The 20,609-nt window shown below is 37.7% G+C and carries 15 protein-coding genes; 4 read left to right on the top strand and 11 right to left on the bottom strand.

The features are described 5' to 3' along the window. Positions 1-277 precede the first annotated feature (277 nt). Positions 278-1,963 (top strand): AAA family ATPase, encoded by a 1,686-nt coding sequence (locus BMZ31_RS10390; protein ID WP_254778736.1) that lies wholly within the window; start codon positions 278-280, stop codon positions 1,961-1,963. Between the two features lie 106 nt (positions 1,964-2,069). Here the strand turns inward: BMZ31_RS10390 and BMZ31_RS10385 are convergent, their stop codons facing one another. The 5 genes from BMZ31_RS10385 to BMZ31_RS10365 all read right to left on the bottom strand — a co-directional run bounded on the left by BMZ31_RS10385 (position 2,070) and on the right by BMZ31_RS10365 (position 7,788). After that, the gene (locus BMZ31_RS10385) at positions 2,070-2,327 is read right to left on the bottom strand and encodes a transporter suffix domain-containing protein (RefSeq protein ID WP_090831672.1); all 258 of its coding nucleotides are present in this window, start codon (positions 2,325-2,327) and stop codon (positions 2,070-2,072) included. Then, a complete protein-coding gene (locus tag BMZ31_RS10380; RefSeq protein ID WP_175478076.1) occupies positions 2,317-2,982 on the bottom strand; it encodes a Type 1 glutamine amidotransferase-like domain-containing protein in 666 nt (221 codons plus the stop codon). The genes BMZ31_RS10385 and BMZ31_RS10380 overlap by 11 nt, the downstream gene beginning before the upstream one ends. A gap of 373 nt (positions 2,983-3,355) precedes the next feature. Next, the gene (locus tag BMZ31_RS10375; RefSeq protein ID WP_090831670.1) at positions 3,356-3,919 is read right to left on the bottom strand and encodes a maltose acetyltransferase domain-containing protein; all 564 of its coding nucleotides are present in this window, start codon (positions 3,917-3,919) and stop codon (positions 3,356-3,358) included. 30 nt (positions 3,920-3,949) lie between these two features. Continuing rightward, positions 3,950-4,381, bottom strand: coding sequence for an NUDIX hydrolase (locus BMZ31_RS10370; RefSeq protein ID WP_217644040.1), 432 nt, complete (start codon positions 4,379-4,381; stop codon positions 3,950-3,952). Further along, positions 4,378-7,788 carry an NfeD family protein gene (locus BMZ31_RS10365; RefSeq protein WP_090831668.1) on the bottom strand — a complete coding sequence of 1,137 codons (3,411 nt, stop codon included), beginning with the start codon at positions 7,786-7,788 and terminating at the stop codon, positions 4,378-4,380. The genes BMZ31_RS10370 and BMZ31_RS10365 overlap by 4 nt, the downstream gene beginning before the upstream one ends. A gap of 179 nt (positions 7,789-7,967) precedes the next feature. Between BMZ31_RS10365 and BMZ31_RS10360 the strand changes: the two genes are divergently transcribed. Both BMZ31_RS10360 and BMZ31_RS10355 read left to right on the top strand, forming a co-directional pair. Further along, entirely contained in the window at positions 7,968-9,341 is a 1,374-nt protein-coding gene (locus tag BMZ31_RS10360) for a dipeptidase (protein ID WP_090831667.1), read from the top strand. Between the two features lie 201 nt (positions 9,342-9,542). Then, positions 9,543-10,022 (top strand): hypothetical protein, encoded by a 480-nt coding sequence (locus BMZ31_RS10355; RefSeq protein ID WP_090831666.1) that lies wholly within the window; start codon positions 9,543-9,545, stop codon positions 10,020-10,022. A 128-nt stretch (positions 10,023-10,150) separates the two neighbouring features. Here the strand turns inward: BMZ31_RS10355 and BMZ31_RS10350 are convergent, their stop codons facing one another. From BMZ31_RS10350 to BMZ31_RS10335, 4 genes are all read right to left on the bottom strand, one after another. Next, positions 10,151-12,466 (bottom strand): ATP-dependent DNA helicase, encoded by a 2,316-nt coding sequence (locus tag BMZ31_RS10350; RefSeq protein ID WP_368086640.1) that lies wholly within the window; start codon positions 12,464-12,466, stop codon positions 10,151-10,153. 149 nt (positions 12,467-12,615) lie between these two features. After that, positions 12,616-14,580, bottom strand: coding sequence for a lipoteichoic acid synthase (locus BMZ31_RS10345; RefSeq protein ID WP_090831665.1), 1,965 nt, complete (start codon positions 14,578-14,580; stop codon positions 12,616-12,618). Positions 14,581-14,713: 133 nt separating this feature from the next. Continuing rightward, positions 14,714-14,947 carry a group-specific protein gene (locus BMZ31_RS10340; RefSeq protein ID WP_090831664.1) on the bottom strand — a complete coding sequence of 78 codons (234 nt, stop codon included), beginning with the start codon at positions 14,945-14,947 and terminating at the stop codon, positions 14,714-14,716. Positions 14,948-14,985: 38 nt separating this feature from the next. Next, a complete protein-coding gene (locus tag BMZ31_RS10335) occupies positions 14,986-16,230 on the bottom strand; it encodes an MFS transporter (RefSeq protein WP_254778734.1) in 1,245 nt (414 codons plus the stop codon). Between the two features lie 285 nt (positions 16,231-16,515). On the opposite strand from BMZ31_RS10335, the gene BMZ31_RS10330 reads away from it, so the two are divergent. Next, the gene (locus BMZ31_RS10330) at positions 16,516-17,733 is read left to right on the top strand and encodes an MFS transporter (protein ID WP_090831663.1); all 1,218 of its coding nucleotides are present in this window, start codon (positions 16,516-16,518) and stop codon (positions 17,731-17,733) included. 332 nt (positions 17,734-18,065) lie between these two features. On the opposite strand, the gene BMZ31_RS10320 is transcribed toward BMZ31_RS10330, so the two are convergent. Together BMZ31_RS10320 and BMZ31_RS10315 are read right to left on the bottom strand one after the other, a co-directional pair. Continuing rightward, positions 18,066-19,841 (bottom strand): ABC transporter substrate-binding protein, encoded by a 1,776-nt coding sequence (locus BMZ31_RS10320; RefSeq protein ID WP_090831662.1) that lies wholly within the window; start codon positions 19,839-19,841, stop codon positions 18,066-18,068. Between the two features lie 33 nt (positions 19,842-19,874). Further along, complete coding sequence (locus BMZ31_RS10315; RefSeq protein WP_090831661.1) at positions 19,875-20,165, bottom strand: hypothetical protein; 291 nt, start codon at positions 20,163-20,165, stop codon at positions 19,875-19,877. Positions 20,166-20,609 lie beyond the last annotated feature (444 nt).

The following is a 20,609-nucleotide window of genomic DNA, read 5'->3' as shown; positions in this document are numbered from 1 at the left end:
ATTACTTTTCTAAGGACGGTTATGTTTGAACATAATCGTCCTTTCCTATTCCAATTTTTAATCCCCTCCTACCTTAATTCCAAACTATTGACCTATAATTTTTTCGAAAAAAAGGTTTAACTTTCTGATTTCCATAATCCACCAGGCTGATTAATACCTATTACCTATTTAATCCCATCTATTATCTCTTATAATGTTAGTAGAGTCAGAAAGGAGCGGTAAAGTGAAGTCTAATTCTAAATTGACAAACAAGTTCATACCTTTAATTATAATTTCAATGTTAATCATAGCAGCAATCTCTTGGGTGATTCATAGTCTAGATGATTCGGTCAAAATTCCCTTTTCAGCCATGGAAAATAAAATTCAAAGCGAGGATGGAAAGCCCGTGACCTTACAAGAACAATCTAATGGCCAACTGACGCTTAAGACAAGCGAAGGTGAATTCGTCTCTCAAGTCCCTCCTAATAGCCAAGTGATAGACAAGCTAGTTGAAAAATACAATGTGGATTATTCCTTTACAAATAGTAGCCGTTTAGGAAAATGGATTACAGGAGGACTGATTGTTTCTCTGGCAGCAGCAGCGTTTGCGTTGCAAAAATCAAAGGGCGGAATTGGAATTACAAATTCCATGAAAAATAGCTTAGCAAAAGCGCGCCCACTCCCTCCTATAACTCTTGCAGATGTTGGTGGGATCCAGGATGAAATGAAAGAAGAAATTTTGCAAACCCTATCCATCATAAAAGAACCTGAACGAGCAGCAAAGTTAGGGATTAAAGCACCAAAAGGAATCCTATTATATGGCCCTCCGGGAACCGGGAAAACGTTGCTGGCTCAAGCTATTGCTAATGAAATTAAGGCCAATTTCTTTTCAGCAAGCGGATCTGCTTTTAACGAATTGTTCGTAGGTGTCGGGGCTTCACGTGTCCGCAGCTTATTCCAAAATGCGCGTAAACAAGGTCCCGCAGTCATTTTTATAGATGAAGTGGATGCACTTGCGGCTAGAAGAAAAGCGCACGGCGGCGAAGAAGCAGAGAAAACATTAACAGAATTGCTAGTTCAATTGGATGGGGGCCATTCAAATGACGGTATTCTATTTATTGCTGCAACAAATAGAAAAGATATGTTAGACGAAGCGTTCTTAAGACCAGGAAGGATTGATTTCTCTTTCCAAGTCCCTCTCCCTGATGCAAAAGGACGCCGTGAAATCATCGATATTCATACAAAAGGAAAGCAGCTTGCGAGTGACGTATTTTCTTCCCTTGATCAATTAGCAGAAAGCACTTCAGGTTTCTCAGGAGCAGACTTAAGTTCCCTTTTTGAAACCGCTAGCAGACGTGCAGTCCGAAACGGACAAGAACACATCCAAAAAAGCGATCTTGATTATGCTCTTGATCGCACGATACTTGGCAGCACATCTAGAGAATTGCAAGATCCAGATACAAAACGTCGAGTCGCAATCCATGAAGCAGGCCATGCTATCGTGGCTGCAGTCACAAAACCTGGTTCGGTCCGTAAAGCAACGATCATACCTCGTGGCGAAGCGCTAGGATATGTTGCACCTATTCCGAAAGAATTGCATCTCTCTACGACGAGTGACCTGCTCGATCGAGTTGCCATGATCCTAGCTGGAGGCGTAGCAGAAAGAATGTTCCTTGGTGAGCACAGCATTGGAGTAAGCGGTGACGTCAAACAGGCAAAACAGTTAATTGAGCAAATGGTCGATACAGGACTATTGCAAGAAGGCTTCAGCCTAACTTTCAATAAAGATGACAAAGAGCTTAAAATGCAATCCCTTTTCCAAGAAGCGTTGGAGAAGGCCGAAACCCTTATCTCTAGCCGTGAAGAACAATTTATTAAACTAGTCGATGCCCTTCTGAAAAAAGAAACACTCGAGGGTACCGAAGTTCAAGAAATTGTTAGTCATCAAGATTTCATTGATATTGATGAATTAGTACTGGCATAGAAGGTAAACGAAAGTATGCGTAATTAGACAGTCTTAAATTCATGTCCTAAACTTCCCACAATGATATGAAAGGCCTGATCCTCCAATGTTGAGGAATCAGGCCTTTTTATGTATCAGAATCCTTTTCACCTTTTCGTTTCAAGTATCTTAAAGGGTTAAAATATCGGCGATACTTCTTAATCACGTCTTTCCCCAGAATAAAGCCACCGATCCAAAAAATGATTTCTGCAGATATGGCTAATACCGTTGTCATCATAACCTTCATCTTTACTGTTATCGGCAAAAAGGGCAAAACAGGAATCATGAAGAAAAGTAAGGTTGAAAGAATGATAAGTACAATTCCTAAGCGACGTTTAGAATCCATGTTCAACCTTTTGTTGAAGGTAGTGTACATCTTGCCCGATAGTTTTTTCGAATTTTTCATTCTTGAAAACTGCACATGCTTCTTCATCAATACCGTATCCTGTACTGAAACCATATTGTTGCAGTGCTTTTATCAGGTGAGGTTTTTGATTTTCCTCGGTATAATGAACTCCGATACACAACTCTTTTAATAATCCTATGCCATCAATATAATCTATCGTTTTATTTTTAGATTCTTCAGGAGAAATAAAGCTTTTTTCCAGTATGATTAAAGCTCCAGCAGAACAGCCTGCTACTGGGACTCCTTCATTATATTGTTTCATAATCATTTCTTTTACAGGAGAATTTACATAATGATTGTGATAAAGGTATGTATCACCGCCACCAATGTAGATGCCTGTAGCATTCTTAAGGATTTCCTCAGTCTTTTTATTATCAAGGATTGAATTTCCATCTGGTATGATAATGTCATAACGTGAAATGCCTAATTCTTCCCACACCGTTGTGTAAACAGGTAAAAATTTTTCCCATTTAGCAGTGTTCATAATTAGTAAAGCGATTCTTGCTTCTGAACCACCGGCTTTTTCGACAAATTCTCGATTTGCCTCTTTTAAGGACGGATTGCCTCCAAATAAGTAGATATAGCGTTCGTTCAACCAAGTTCTCCCCCTTAATAAAATTTGCATTATGTTTAAATATTCTGTCAATATAACAAGAAATCCTTCTTTTTATGTCCCTTTTACTCCCTAGTAAAGAATTTACTTGTAACCCCACCCTTTTCACGAACTAAATTCATTAGGCTCTTTTCGTAAACTTTGTTGTTTTCACAAGCAAAAGTAAAAATCGGCTTCTGGATTTTTACGATTTTTAATGAATTCTTAGTTCAGCATCTTCTCGAAAAGGGCCCCGAAGCCATAAAGAATGCGGGATGAAAGTGCATCCGAAAAGCAACAATCAGTGCGAAAACAGCTATTCATTAAAGGCATTTAAACAAAAAACGCCTGGATACTATAATCCAAGCGTTCATTCTTACTTAGTTTCTATTTGTTTTATGACTCGAGCTGGGTTTCCCCCTACAACAACGTTATCGGGTACATCCTTAACGACGATAGCGCCGGAGGCAACAACCACGTTGTTCCCAATTTTCACTCCAGGATTGATGACGGCCCTTCCTCCAATCCAAACATTATCACCGATCAAAACAGGTTTACCGAACTCTGCACCTGAAATGCGTTCGATTGGATCAATAGGATGCGTGGCCGTATAGATGTGCACGCCTGGTGCCATGAAACAATTCATTCCGATTCTCACTTCACAGACATCCAATATCACACAGTCAAAATTAGCGTAAAAATTTTCGCCCACATGAATGTTATATCCGTAATCACATCTAAAGGTTGGCTCTATATAAAGTTGATTACCAGTGGAACCGAAAAGTTGTTTAAGCAGTTGTGTGCGATTTTCATAGTCTGTTTCTTTAGTGGCATTATACTCCCGTGTCATTCGTCTTGCTTTTTCACGTTCTCTGACCAGTTGTTCATCTCCAGCTAAATATAACTCCCCAGAAATCATTTTTTCTTTTTCAGTCATCATGTAAGATTTCCTCGTTCTTTATATTTTCTATCACATCTGTCCCCTGAAAAAATAAGGGCTGCTTTGATTGGTGAAATATGTTTTAAGACCATCACCAAAATTCTTAACTTTTAGATCGGCTTCTTCAGGGCTCATCCATCTTACTTCGGCGATTTCATCTGGGAAGAGAATTTCAATCTTCCCTCCAGTTACTCTTGCTGAAAACGTGAAGAATATCGTGTGGTGTCCACTTTTTTGGAAAAATGCTTCGTTAATGGACAAGAGTTCTCTGGGTACAACTTCAAAACCTGTCTCCTCTTTCACTTCACGTATTAAGGCTTCAGTAAGTGTTTCTCCTGCCTCGACTGCGCCACCTGGCAGGGTAAAATCGTATCCGTTTTCTCGATGATTTTGTACAACCAGGATTTCATCGTTCTCATTTTGAATAAATGCATATACAACGTCTACTCTTTTCATCATCATTTCCATTCTTTAAGTTTATTGATTACATTTTCTTTGAATTTTGTGATCAGTGTCGGTTCACCTTTAACAGCTTTTTGCTTATGCCATTCGTTGTAGCTTGCGACTCCAATTAAGATGGAGCCTGCAATAAGCAGATAGGCCCACCACGGCATATTCCCCCAAAATGGACGAGTTTGTAGAAATACATTTAATAGAAGCACTCCAGCTCCAACAAAGAAATACGATTTTACACGTATGAACATACCGGCAAGCATAGAGGTTAGTGATAATGTTCCGAGAATGATCGCATCATATATCGTCGAACTTGCTAGACCATCTTGAATGAGGAGTAATGCAACGATAATAAGTATTGCCCATTGAAGTCTGCTCGTAAAAGCTTCATAAGAACCCTTTAAGATTTTCTTGATAAAAATAACAACCAGTACGAAAGGCAATACATAGATTTCTCTTTCAAATAATTCTGGAAGTTCCAACTCCATCATTAGACCGTAATAGGGCTGAAGTAAAAATATTATAGATGCCACCGGCACAAATATCCGCCATTTTGGATTCACTCTATTTTGCTGAAGCCATATAGCGAGTGAAATGAGCAGACCCGGTAAGGGTACCGTCCATAACATTTCAGTTTCGAACCTGTACAGACATAAGAAATACAAAAGCGACACAACTGTATAAAAATCGATGTTCAGAAGTGATTTTCCTGCTTCCTTATAAATCAAATGCTTGTATAAGAGCTTACCTGTAAAGAGTATTAGGATTCCTAGTCCTGCAAGTAGAGCAATGGACCATTGATTACTCCATCCTTCGTAAATTGTAAATTCCAATGCAACTTTCCATAGTAAGACCAGAGGAATCCATGTGAAAATGTCCCATTTTACTTTTTGTAGGTGGAATAGAACAATCATGGTGTATAAAAGGAACGCTAGATAATCCGGTCCTTCCTTAGGAAAACCTATTAAAAATGAACTCATACCTAGAATCGAAAATGGTACGTAATAATACGGAATTCTCTTTCTGAAAGGATCCTTTGACCATAACCATAGAACTAAGATTAGGATACTTGTAATAAGGAAGGCATATGGAGTTTCAAAATAAAAATACAATCTTTCAAGCCCTGTTGCAATGGTTAAGAATAGGCTTGTAAACGCTGCATATAGGAATATTTTCTTTTGCCATTCCTTTGATGACAGCTTCATGCTCATTGCATAAATAAGGATGGCCGTTAAGAAATTAAATTCCGCTTTGTCAAATGACTCCAATATTGAAAATGCTAATGCCATAGGATAAAAGATGTGAGCAGTCCATGAAAATGCTCGGTAAATATACTTTTCTTTTTCATGAAATAGAAAAGCAACCGCAAATAGTAAGACACCTACACCAGTGTAATGGATGAATTCCAGTTTATCGGTCTCATTGATCGCTTCCCAGATTGAAAAATAAGCAAGTAAAGTAGTAATACTGATCATAAATGGTACAACTTGAAGTCGTAGCCTGATATATAAAAGGCTAAACATCAAGATTCCACCGCTTAAAATCAAAGGTTGTATCCAATCGTTTTCTGTGGGCAGGATGTACGATGCAAGAATGCTTAAGAGATAGAATCCGTTGGCAACTAGAAAGCTTGCCCTTGAAATTGTTTGCTCCCCTAGTTTGCTCCAAGCAAAACTCATGATGAAGACAAATAGTGATGCCAAGGCTAAATGAATGTCCTCAGTAAAGCCCTGGAATAAATATCGCTGATAAGAGTGCAAATATTGTCCAATAGAAGCGATGGTTAGGCCAGAAGCAACTGGGATAGTCCAAATGGCAACTTGAGTATACAATTTCCTTTTTTCAACCTTTAGGATGATAAACGACGACAGCGCGAATAAGCCAAACATCATCCCAAGTGCCAACCAGCTTTCTTCGAGTTCAGCAAGTAGAATAGCCAGGATCATGATACCGATTGAAACATCGCGTGAACTATTGCGGATAAACTCTAATAATTTTGCACCTTTATTTGTTCCGACAATCAGTAACAGAACAAACCCTGCCAAAAACATTTGTAAAGCATAGTGAATGTCCATTAAATTAACATCTACAAGCGCAAAACCTTCAAAGAAAGCAGTGAAAAGGAAAATGGAACTTAAGTACATAAATAAATGCTTTTTATGAACATTTGTTAAGTAGATAAAGTTCAATGCAATAATGAAGTAAGCAACCATTAAAATAAATGATGCCTCACCCATCTTCATTAAGATACCTTCAAGGCTGATATATATGAATGCCAATCCGGACACCACAGCACTCGTGTATTGAAATGCTTTGTTAAGTTGAAATGAATCTTTTAGAAGGTTTGGAAGCAACATAAATCCAAAGGCAACCAGTGCATAAATCAGCGGTCCAGCCATATCAAGTATACTGTTTTCAATCAATTGATAAACACCATATACGATCATAGCGCTGAAAACAAAATGGAATTCCTTTTTTCCACTGACGAACATCATCGATAAATAGATAACTGCCGTTAATAGTAAGTTTACGCTATATAAAATGTGATTGTCGTACACAAATAGCATAAATAAGGTTGATAACACCAAATTGATTTGAGAAAAATGAACCATTTCTTTTGAAAACAAGGTATATTGACTTCTGCTTTTTAGCCAATGATACACATAGATCACCAAGCCATTGAAAAGCATGATACCCAAATAAAAATAGTCGAGCGGTAATGAAAAACCGGCTAACAAGAATGCTGACCCAACGCTAATGGAAATATATGTGAACCAAACAAACAATCTAGATTGCAATTTAGTAGAGAAATAGAGATAGGCAATGGCAGGTACAAAACTTCCCAGAACCCCCAAAAAGTACTTCCCTTCCCCTTGAATAGATAAATAGCTTCCCAGAAGACCAAACCAGCCTAGTGAAAGTATAAATATGGGTAAAAATAAACTTCCTAGTACAGTAAAAGCGAATCCAGTCTTTTCAATATTCAACACTTTTTTACTTAAAAAGGCAAGCAAGAAAAATAAGGCAGAAACAGCTGCAATTGCCCCACTTTTCATGAAAGGCGTCATCGTTTCCCAATTACTCGTAGCTACAAAAAGTCCGCCGATTAGAAGTAGAATGACCCCAATATTAAGCGACCATGTGATGTTTCTCTCTCTTAACTCTTCTGGAGAGAGTGTCTTCTTAACCACCTGCGGCTTTTGGATTGGTTTATTAACGGAAACAGATTCTTGTTTTATAGGAGTGTGTACTTCTTCCTTTTCTAATTTTTCTTCAGCCATGAGATCTAAATGATATTGATGATGTGCTCTGGCCACTTCATCTGTTATGGCAGCTGAGAGATAACCTTCTTCTTTAAGCGTATTTAAATCTTGACGGAATTGACGTCTACGCTCTTCTCTATAAGCCCCGGCCATAATATCCCCACTTTCAAATGATAAAATTTTCCTTCTTTAGTGTAATTTTACACTAAAAATTCAAAAAATCAATTAGTTTTCCATTAATTTATGATGCTAAATAGGAATTAGGAATGAAGAAGGATAAACTTCTCCGATTGTCGAAATATTACGGATAGACATATGAAGGAGGAAATCAAATGCAAGAATCAACAAAAGAATACTTTAAGAAAAATCGGCAAGCTCACCTAGATGAATTATTTCAATGGCTATCCATCCCGAGTATTAGTGCTCTACCCGATCATGTCAATGATATGAAAAGCGGTGCGGATTGGGCAGTTAATGCCTTAAAAAGTGCAGGCATAGAAAATGTAGAAGTAATGCCTACCAAAGGACACCCTGCGGTCTATGGTGAATGGCTAAATGCACCTGGCAAACCGACTGTGTTAATCTATGGTCATTATGATGTACAACCAGTCGATCCAGTTGAATTGTGGACATCTCCTCCGTTTGAACCGGAAATTCGTGATGAAAAGCTGTATGCACGTGGTGCAAGTGATGATAAGGGTCAAGTTTTCATGCACATTAAAGCAGTTGAAGGTATTTTACAAACAACCGGAACTCTTCCCTTGAATTTCAAGTTTTTGATTGAGGGTGAAGAAGAGATCGGAAGTCCGAACCTCCCTCCTTTTGTTGAAGAAAACAAGGACAAATTGGCGGCAGATGTCATTGTCATTTCGGATTCAAGTTTACTCGAACGCGGCAAGCCTACAATCTGTTATGGGTTGAGAGGTTTGTGCGGACTCCAAATTGACATCAAAGGTGCAAGCAGCGACTTGCATTCCGGTTTATATGGGGGTGCCGTTCATAATCCCATTCACGCCCTTGTCAAAATTGTTGATAGTTTTCATAATGAAGACGGCAAAGTAACTGTAGAAGGCTTTTATGACGATGTATTAGAACTAACATCTGACGAAAAAGCTGCCTTTGAAGCCTTAAACATGGATGACGAAAAGTTAAGAAAGCAGCTTGGCGTGCCTGCTCTTTTTGGAGAGAAGGGCTTCACCCCTACAGAACGAGTTTGGGCTCGTCCGACACTTGAAATAAACGGGATTTATGGTGGGTTCCAAGGTGATGGAATTAAAACGGTCATCCCTTCAGAAGCACACGCAAAAGTTACATGTCGTCTCGTCCCAAATCAAGATCCAGACGTAATCGCTGATCTTTTGAAAAAGCATGTTCAGGAAAGCCTTCCAAAAGGCGTTACTGTAGAGGTTACTTTATTTGATAAGGGTGCACCTTATGTAACTCCATTTGACCACCCTGCCATTCAAGCAGCTGGAAGAGCATATGAAAAGGTATATGGAGTGCCTGCTGCATTCACGAGAGGCGGAGGCTCAATCCCAATCGTGGCGGCATTTGATCAGATACTTAAATTGCCAGTAGTGTTAATGGGATTCGGTTTACCTGACGAGAATTTCCATGCCCCTGATGAACATTTCAATCTCGAGAACTTCGATAAAGGTTTACTTACATTATGTGAGTATTGGGAAGAACTCGCAGGTACACTTTAAGAAAATTGACGGTCCACTGTGGTGGGCTGTTTTCTTTTGCTGGAATTTCTTTTTCTTTGACTCTGTTAAAGCTTATGGTTGATTTTTGAACAAAGTTGATTGGTCCGAAGTGCCTGGAGCGGAAATCAACACCAGAATATAACAGAGCCTTTTCTTTTATGTTATAATGAATCACTAAAACATAATTATTTTGGAGGCAACATGCTTACATTTGAAGAAAAATTAGCGATTATTGAATCTTTCCCGCAACTTGACCGAAAAGACGTTTCACTAAAGAGAGTTAACTTCCACTTAGAAGAAAATAATAGTGAAAAGAAAAATATCGTATATCACCTACATCCAAATGGAAATGGATTTGTCTATGCCGGTTACTTGAAAGGCTACAAAAAAGATGACAAAGGCATGGTCAATATTCGTGATTTCTCAGAAGAAGAGTTACGTACCCTTCTTGAAAAAACAATCCGAACATTAACATGGGTTGAAGAAGAAGTCGAGGAAGAGCCTTCACTAATAGATCAAAACGAAGGTGAACGCTGGGTTGACTCAGAAAACCATACTTTGATCTTAATGAATGAAGATGATACTTGGAACATTTATGCAGGAGTAAATTTAGATGCCACCTTCTTCACTTATGAAGAAGCAGAAGAATACTTACACGAAGAAGGATTCAAGAAAGCTTAGTTTTGTTTGAAAAGGCTCATGCAATTCGATTGCATGAGCCTTTCTTAAGCCTATTTCGGTGTTCTTCACAACCATACCTAAATCTTAAGTACACAATTAGACGCAAATTCACTACCCTCAAACAAGAGCTAACCCCTAATAATTTTAAAATCCTGCCATTCGGTTGGCAGTAATTGTTGGTATTTAGATTGTAAAAAACGGTCATCAACAAGGACAATGGTTCCGTAATCATTTTCAGAACGAATAAGACGACCACCTGCTTGTAAAACCTTATTCATGCCAGGATATACATAAGCATAATCAAAACCATTCTTCCCAGTTTTGGTAAAGTGTTGTTTCATGATGTTTCTCTCAAGACCAATTTGCGGTAGGCCCACCCCCACAACGACCACTCCATTTAATCGATTGCCTACTAGGTCCACTCCTTCAGAAAAAATGCCGCCCAGCACAGCAAAACCGATTAAGCTTTCAGTTGTCTCAGCTTCAAAATTTCGTAAGAAACATTCTTTTTGTTCCTCCGTCATTTGCCTTTCTTGCACAATTGACTTCAAATGAGGATGCTCCATCTGAAAACTTTCATAGACGTCCATCAAATATGCATACGAAGGGAAAAAGACCAGGTGATTTCCCTTTCTTTCTCCAACAAGGTCACTTACGACTTTTACAATCGCTCCCTTTGTGCTCTCTCGGTCGTGAAATCTTGTCGATAGTGGGTAAACATAAACATCCGACTGTTCAGGAGAGAAGGGTGAAGGAATAGCAAGGGTATAATCATCAAAGTCTGCTCCAAGCATCTCCTTAAAATAATCCAGTGGAGTAAAGGTCGCTGAAAAATAAACTTTGGATCGAAATCCTTTCCCAAACTGTCTTAATAATTCTGAAGGATCAAGGCAGAATAATTTGATTTTAACTTCGCTCTTTTCTGCCTCATAATAAGTAACAAATCGCTCATCAAAGAGTTTGGCAGTTTTTTCAAAGTCTTGTGCAGAGTAATAACAATCCAACAATGATGTATGATGATCTCCAGCTTGATTCAAAAGCTCCTTTTCCGCTACGATAATAAATTGCTTGATAAGCAGCAAAAAATCTTCCGGTAGTTCATTGACTATTAAGTTTTTCTCTTCCACCATTCCCTTTCTTGTCGCTAAAAGATAGTCATTAATCAATTTAGAACTGTTAGAGACTTCTTTGTTGACGACCTTAAATTGCCTGTAAATATCAAGGAATGCGGACTTAAAGAGCTCTGCTGAATACATATTTTGTGCACGATCAACAAGATTATGGGCCTCATCGATCAATAAGGCTGTCCTTTTTTTGTGTTCGTCGAAAAACCTTTTTAATGAAACTCGCGGATCAAACACATAATTATAATCACAAATGACTGCATCACTTGAATAGGCAAGGTCCAGTGAAAATTCAAAAGGACATACTTGATGTTTTTTTGAATATTGTTCAATCACATCTCGAGTCATATTCGTTTCGTTGGATAATATATCAAGAATTGCACCATTAATTCGATCGTAATAACCTTCCGCAAACGGACAAGAGTCGGGATTGCATTTCACCTCATCCATCAAGCACATCTTCTCTTTTGCCGTCAATGTTACGCTATGTAAGATGAGGCCTTTACGTTTCATAAACGCAAAAGCTTCCTCGGCTGCTTGCCTAGTTATCGTTTTGGCAGTCAAATAAAAGAACTTTTGTAAATGTCCTTCTCCAATGGCTTTTACAGATGGAAACGTTGTAGAAATGGTTTTGCCAATGCCAGTTGGCGCCTTTGCAAAAATATTTTTACTATCTACGATGCTTTTATAAACAGCCCCAGCAAGCTTCCTCTGCCCTTCTCGATATGTTTCGAATGGGAAAGTAAGAATCTCAATGCTTTCGTTTCGGGCTCTGACGTGATGAAGTTTCATTTGTGCAAATGGCGCGTAAGCTTCAACCGTTTCCATAATAAAATGCTTTAATTCATCAAAGGTAAATCGTTTAATAAAACGACTTATCTCTTCAGTATCAATTTGGTAATAGGTAAGTTGAACGGATAAGGACTGGAGCCCTTTTTCTAAACAATATATGTATGCGTAGCATTTTGCTTGAGCCCAGTGAACACCATATGAATCCTCTTCTAAAAGTCCAAGATCTCCTGATGTTGATTTTATCTCATCAATGATGACCCCATCTTCAGATTGAAGGATGCCATCACAGCGTCCTTCAATCTTAAAATTAATGTCTTCAAATAAAATGGTAATCTCCAAATATACCTCATGATGATCATGCTCGCCATATGATTTTTGAATTTTTTGATGCGCTTTTGTTCCTTCGGTCATGGATGTGGTAGTTCGAAATCGCGAATCAATGCTACCGCTACTAAATACGTATTCCACGAGCGTTCTAACCGATATTTTGATTTCTTCCGTCATCCTATACACTTCACTTCTTGTCATTTTTACTCCATTATATTACACAATTCTTTAACCACGTTAGTATTTTCATTTTAGAATGACGCAAGAACTTAACGTGGCCTTTACATGGGCTTAAACTTTTTTGGATAAAATAAAAGAGTGAAGATACAAGATCTCCACTCTTTCACAAATTAAGGTTGATTCGGTGACTTAGGTTCTTTTAAGTCTACCGCCTTTTTAATATACTCGATTTCCTTCGGATTCACTGGTGTAAATCCATCTGGCTTGTAGAAACGAAGTAAATCCTTGTAGACAATGTTATCCGACATTTCAAGGTCATTCTTTACCTTGTTAGATAGTTCTGAGCAAGAGCCTTTTTCAAGGAGTTCCCCAGATTCTGTGTTATAGCAATTTCCCTTAACTTGAGTGACTTCAGCAGAAGTAAAATCGCCATTACGGAAAGCTACAAATTTACGGTGTTCAGGTGATAAGATATCTGAACCCATTTCCATATAATCCTTTGTATCAATTCCTAACAAGTGTAGAACTGTTGGACGTACGTCAACTTGACCGCCGTATTCGTGCTTTTGTCCACCTTCAACACCAGGAACATGAATGAACAACGGGATACGTTGTAACTTAACATTTGTAGTCGGTGAAATCTCTTCCTCACCCATAACTTCTGCCATTGCATCATTATGATTTTCAGAAATACCGTAGTGATCTCCGTACATTACTACAATGGTATTGTCATATAGTCCTGAAGCCTTCAAACTATCGAAGAATTGTTTAATGGCTTGGTCCATATAGTTAGCAGATTGGAAGTATTGGTTAACTACTTCATCATCAGTTTGTGCTGCTGGGAAATCAGTATCGCCTTCATCCATTTTGAATGGGTGATGGTTAGATAAAGTGATGAATTTTGCATAGAATGGTTGCTTCATGCCTTGAAGCAACGGCATAGATTCTGAGAAGAACGGCTTATCTTTCATTCCGTAGTTCTTAGTGTTTTCTTCTGTCATGCTGTAGTACTCTGCGTCAAAGAACTGGTTATATCCAAGTGCTTTATACATCACATTACGGTTCCAGAAAGTTTTATAGTTACCGTGAAACGCTGCTGAAGAATAGTTGCCATTATTTTTCAAAATTGCAGGCATTGCCTGGTAAGTGTTTTGTGCTTTATTTACAAAGACTGATCCTTGAGACATTGGATACAGTGAATTTTCCATAAGGAATTCAGCGTCAGATGTTTTACCTTGCCCTGTTTGATGGAAAACATTATCAAAGTAGAATGTGTTTTTATCATGTGTCAAAGAGTTTAGAAAAGGTGTTACTTCTTGTCCGTTTAACTTATAGTCAATGATAAATGTTTGTAATGACTCTAAGGACACATAAATAACGTTCATTCCTTTTGCTTTTCCAAAGTATTCATGGTTAGGTTCAGCGTAGTGTGCTTTACGATAGTTCTCAACTTCAGTAATATCACTGCTATCTGCCATCGCTCTCTGACTAGATGAACGCGCATTTTGAATCACATCATAAATCGTGAAGTTATAAGCACCAAGGTATTTCACAAGGTAGTTGCGGTCAAAGGAACGTGTCAAAAGTTCAGGACGGTCCTTTTCTGCAAGTGCAAGGTTGAAGAAAAATGTTGCAACTGCAGCTACCACAATAAATTTAAATGATTTTCTGCTGTTTTCACGCGCAATTCGTACACCTTTGATAGCAAGTACAATCAAAAGGATGGTGTCTGTAAAGTAGAAAATATCGAATACCGACATTAATGAGAATACACTGTCACCTAGCTGACCAGCATTCGTTTTTAATTGCGTCAACACCGGTACGGTAATGAAGTCACTAAAGAATCGGTAGTAAACGACATTCGCGTACAGCAAGAATGATAGTAAAAAGTTGATGGTGATCATGACGACGTTTTGAACGCGATTCTTGAACAGAAGCGCAAATCCAAAGAACAATAAGGTCGAGCTGATCGGATTAATAAATAGTAAGAAATGTTGTAGGCCATTATCAATGCCAAGATTAAATTCGATTTGATATGCTGCATAAGTTTTTAACCAAAAAAGAACGACCGCGATATAAAACAGAGTCAAGTTACGATTCTTAAGTTCTTTCGGTAAATTTTTTAGTATTTTCATATGATCTCCTTCTACTTACCATTTCCGTAAGTTAAACGAACAAAATATACTTTAACACACATCTCGCAAAAAGAAAATGAAAAAGACTGCCAAAAAAACTGGCAGCTTTCGACAAATCTGGATGCGTAAATTGTTAATACTTTTCTAAAATTTGAAGTAATTGCTCGTTTTTGATTCCCCTTACTTCTACTGGTGATATGTCATATTTTTTTAATAAATGAAAGACTTCATTTAGCTCTAATTGAGTGTGCTTTTTTTCCAAGTAACCCTTAAATAGTGAATTGATTTCAGCAGGCAAGAATGCAGCTTGGGATTCATATTTCTTCTTTACATCCTCGTGTGAGTGGTCTAAGTTACATGTGCTCATTGTCCTACTTCCTTCCTATATATATGCAAAAAATACAATTACGATATTACTATTTTCATTTCTTCGTTTCTTTTCTTTAGGTACACATATAGGAAAACAAAGAAAATGGCACTGGATGCCCGAAGAATTGTCGAGGTGGTCATTGCCACTTCCATACTTGTTACTTCTAATAAATATACCCCAAATTGTGGAGCAATAAATCCTATGATAGCTAGGACAATATTATACTTAGCAATATATGTGCTTCTGTTATTTTCATTCGTTACTTCGAGCAATTGGTTAAATAAAATCAGGACCGTTCCAGAGACAAATAAACCTGAAAAGGCGTTAACAAAAATAAGGTAAATCAAGTTTGTAGACATGATTGTCATAATTGGCGCGGTTGCCATGCCTAATGAAACCAAAATCATCATTTTTGCATTGCTATGCTTATCGGCCATCTTCCCCCACCATTTGAAGCTAGCGATTTGAGCGACCTGATTGGCAACTGTGAACAAGCTGATCCATAGACCTGTTGCCATGGCGTATTTTATTTGATAAATACTAAAAAGGGACCATGCCATTTGCCAGCCAAAGTTGAAGAACAATCCGCATATGACAAAGAAGATAAAAGGTTTGTCTTTAAAAATGGTAACATCCAACTTAAATTCAATTGTTTTTTTTGAAGGCTGGGTTTTCTTGCTAGAAACATGTTTCGTTAAGAAATATACCTCCACAATTCCAAAGATAAACGCGACCGAAAACAGAAGTTGATAAGGTATTGGATTACTCTTCGCAAACATTTGCAAAAGTATGCCAATTAAGAATGTCACTGCCATACCAACCATTGTCAAAATCCGATTTCTCTCACTGAAAAAACCACTTCGACGTTCATCTGGGATAAGATCGCCAATGAAGGACTGCCAGCTTAGATTGGCAAACGATCCCGGGAAATTCATCAACCCTACTAGAATAACAAAAGTCCATGCCCTGTAATCAGTTGGGACAAGCATAACGAAAGCCATCAAAAACAAGAAGAATCTTGTGAAAAAGATGGAATATGCCGTGAACTGTTTCTTATCTTCATATTTTTCGATGATGATAGAACATAAAATCATGGCAAACATGCCAATAAATTGAGGTAAAGAGCTAATGAGACCAACTTGATAATTGGATGCACCGAGTACACCAATAGCAAATAGGGCGAAATAATTGTTACTTATATTCATGACTACAGTTGAAGCTATGCCATTTCTTATGCTGTATTTTTCATTTAATCGATTAATGTGAGATTCGGATTTCACGTGCTCATCTTCTTTCAAATGGGTATTTTCAAAGGTGTAAAAAAGCTTCGCTACCCTAAATATTAGGTTCAATTGATATCATAAACCCGTAAGTGCTTACCTGCAATAGGATTCTTGCAAAATACATGCAAAAATTTTTCGTGTTTTTTCTACTTTTTTGAAATTTACAGACTTTTAGATGAATGTTAGCAAAAAAAGGAGAAATTCCCCTTCATATTTATAGCATTTTTATTAAGCCATTTGACCTCTAGAATTAAGTTAAGAACTATTTTGGAGGGATTAATAATGTCGGTAAATACACTGTCCGCATGTGAAAAGTCTACAATTAAGAACAAGAGTTTAACAATGCTCTTGTTAACGAGCCTAGTATTAACCATAGGCAACAAAGTATATGAGATTGTACTACCGCTTATGATGTATCACCTTACTTCTTCCCCTATTGCGATGACGACAATGAGGACAGCCGAACTCCTACCCAATTTTCTTTTTGGAGTGTTTATTGGTGTTCTCGTTGATCGTGTCAATAAGAAGAAATGGGTTCTCACTATGACGGCCATTCAGGCTGTTCTGCTTTTTATAATGGCATTCTTGTTTAAAACAGAAAATACAACAATGTATCTTTATTACATGATTGGATTCTTGTTAATGACGTTTAATTATGGTTATTTTAATGCACAAGTCAGTATAACTAAATTAAGTGTGCCCACGAGCCAACTAACTTCCGCCAACGCAAAATTCAATATGATAGAAACTATGGTTAGTGTTATGGGGCCTGCATTATCAGGACTTATGTTCATATTTTCGGATATTTCAAATGGAATCTTATTTTCTGGGATAGCCTACATGGTTTGTGTAGTATTATTGTCTCAAATTCAGCTGTCATCTGAACCTTTAAAGCCAAAAGAAAAATTCGTTAACGAACTAGAAGATGGTTGGAAGGCATTTATTGGGAACGAAATTCTGTGGAAAGTAACGATTTTCATCATTTTCATTAATTGTTCTATGATAGTGGTCAGTACAACGGTTATCTTCTTTGCTATGGATGAACTAAAACTATCCTCTTCAATGCTTGCGATTGTGCTATCTTTCTCAGGAATTGGAGGAGGTTTAGGGAGTTTATATGTTTCGAAACTGAGAATGAAGTATGGAATTGGAGCTGTGTTGGGTTTTTCATTTTTGTTAAGTGCTTTAGCGTACTTGCTTTTGTTTTCATTTCCAAATGTGCCTATTCTTTGTCTATCTTTGTTCGTTAATGGGATGTCGATTTGTTTTTACGTTGTCACATCGTATACAATTCGTCACGAGCAGACTCCATCACATCTGATTGGAAGAATTGCAGGCATTACTGGTACCCTATACCGTGTATGTATGCCCATTGCGATGTATTTTGCAGGGCCTGCAATGGTTAAATGGGGATCAGAAGCCATTTTTCTTACCGCAGCTGCATGGAATATAATTATTTTCCTCGTCTACAAATGGTCGACAATATGGGGCTTAAAATAGAATAAGATCTGTCAGTTGAAAAAATATTTTGGATATGAAACTAAAAAATCCGTACTGGTTGATTTTCTCATCAAACAGTACGGAATTCCATTTTATATGGTCATTTTTTTGTTAAAAAAGCTTGATAAAAAGGGAGAAGGGGAATTAAAGTCACTATTCTACTCCAATTTTCAGCGCCGAGAAAATATAAAGAAGGAAGTAATAACGCAAGCCCGCTAATACAGTAAGCAACCCATGATTTTGTTAACAAGCCTTTTATGTAGAAAAGAAGGGAAACGATAATCAATACCCAAAAAATCAATCCGATGCTTTCCCCCACAATAATTTCCTCCTTATCCCTCTGAATCAGCTTCTTGATCAAACCAAATTTCTTTAAAGTCTACCCAACCTTTTTCGTTTATTTTTACCCCTTTTAGACTTGGGTGTGAACTTGTTGCGACACTCTTGTGAACAAGAAACGTCAACAGTGATTCATTTTTCAACAATTGTTCAATTCCCTTTACCCTTTGGTTTCGGACATTTATATCTGGGATACTCATGATATTCCTAATTTCGATATCAATCTTTTCCTTTGAAATTTCATCCAGATGATTATGAATGAAACTATAACCTGATTGCATGAGTTCTATAAACTGCACTTCTCCTTCACCCAAAACAGCTTCAAAGAGAATCATATCAGCTTTATTTTGAACATCGGGATTTTGCATATCTTGCCAAGAAAGAATGATGGGCTCTATATTTATTCCATGGGTACGAAGCTGTGCAGATATCCACTTTGCATCATCCTCATGTCGTTTGTATGTATAAAGGGATAAGGATTCTCCATTGTATTTTGTTTGCTTAAGATTCTCTTTTCCGTCAATAATTGAAAAATCCCTATCTGTAAGAGTTGTTTTCAATTTTAGCTCGAAGCTTTCGGCAGGAGAAAATCGAGGTTCACCTAAATCAAACAATAATTGACGACGATCAATAAAGTAACTGATTGCCTTTCTTAAAAAAAGTTCTTTAAGTGGGCCGTTCTTATTTAAATTAAAAGTTAAAACCACGCAGCCTGCAAGAAAGCTTTCTTGTTCTTGCCAACCCGCTTCTCTTTTCGTTAGTTCTTCACCTGTTCGTACTTGCAACATCAAGTCTTTAAGTTCGCCATTTTCTTCTGATTGGGGTATATGCAAAAGCTCAACAATATCAATATGGGGTCTGCCAAAATAATATTGCTGAAACGCTGATAGCCTGCATTTCCCTGGATGATATTCTTTTACCATGTAGCTTCCACTCCCAATAGGATCTTGTTTAGATTTCGATACAATGGAGGTCGGAATATAGGCAAGGAACTGAGGGAAAATGCAGTTTGGATTTTTAAGTTTAAAAACGATTGAGTAATTGTTTTTACGGTTAATTGAAACAATATTTTCAACGATCCATTGTTGGAGTGGATGTTTTTCTTTTAGACGATTGAATGTATATATAACATCTTGGGATGTGAGATCGTTTCCATCATGAAAAAGAATCCCTTTCCTCAAATAGAAAGTCCACACCGTGTAATCATCATTTACTTTCCAATTATGAGCTATTTTTGCAGTAACCTCGTTACGCTCAGCATCATAGTCCACGAGTCGGTCAAATATTTGTTTCACCATGTGGGAATCAAGGCGGTAAAAGCATTTTGCGGGGTCTAAGGTATTAATGTCTCGATAAATGGGCAGTCTTATCATCTCTTTGATTTCGTGCTCACTTTTACTAATGGTGTAACCAAATAGACTGCCCACCCATTCAATAAGTTGAGTGGAAGTATGGATCGAACCATACTCTTTCACTAGTTTGAATCCTTCTTCAATTTTGCCTGATGCAGCAAGCGACTTGGCTTCATCTAAAACGACGTCCTCAAGAGATCTTAAGAAAACAATGGTAGATGCATTACCTCTACCAACTCCCCCTTGATACTCAAGTAATTTTGCTTCGATCATTTTTGAAATGATATTTTTAGCATTGCGCGGCGTGCAGAACAGCAGATTAGCTATTTTTGTGATGGTGATAGAAATAGCTTGGTGATTTGGCACAGCGGAAAACTCTTTTCTTAAAGTCAAATAATCTTGTTTCAATCTACTCATTTTGGTTCCTCTTTTATAGTTAATTTCATAATTTTAATCGGGGAAATGTCTTCCTGATTTGGTGCGGCTTTTTTTTGTAAAAAATCCCGCAATGATGGTGATGATACCTCCAATAAATAAGAGGAAATGGAAAGCCATTAGACTCGCAACACCCTCTAATGCGTTCCATTCACCGAAAAATGGAACGAGAACAGGATAAGCAATGATCGAAAAAATAGTCAATCCTATACCCACAATCAAACGTATTCTTTTATTTTGTGAAGTTAACCTTAGACATAGGCTCGTAATCACAATGGCAAGAATGGTTAAGAAAATTAATAACATTTCTATTCCCCTCCTTACGCCTATTTTATCATCAATCCTCATAGTTTTGGAAAAAACATCCTTTTTAAATATTTGGCTATGTTAAAGTACAATTTTGATTTTTTGCACTTTGTTGATTGGAGCGGAGGGCGCTTGACTCCTGGGGGATTAGCGTTACAGGCGAGACCCCGCAGGAGCGATAGCGACGAGGAGGCTCGACGAACGCCCCCAAGACGAATTTGCTCTTGAAAAAGCCGGCATTAGGGCTTTTTCAAAAATTCGTATCGGAAAGCAAGCGACTGGAGCAAAAATCACCCCATAGATTTTATTTGTTAGAAAGTAACATGGGTTACGAAAACAGCAATTCTTAAAATAAATACACAGAAAAGACATGCTCTATATGCATATGGCATATATTTGGAGAAAAAGGGCGTATAGCGGACTTGATAGGAGGAAGTGAAAGTG

It is taken from the genome of Bacillus sp. cl95 (assembly GCF_900115925.1).
Taxonomy (GTDB): domain Bacteria; phylum Bacillota; class Bacilli; order Bacillales; family Cytobacillaceae; genus Neobacillus_A.
This window is presented reverse-complemented; position numbering and strand designations above follow the sequence as displayed.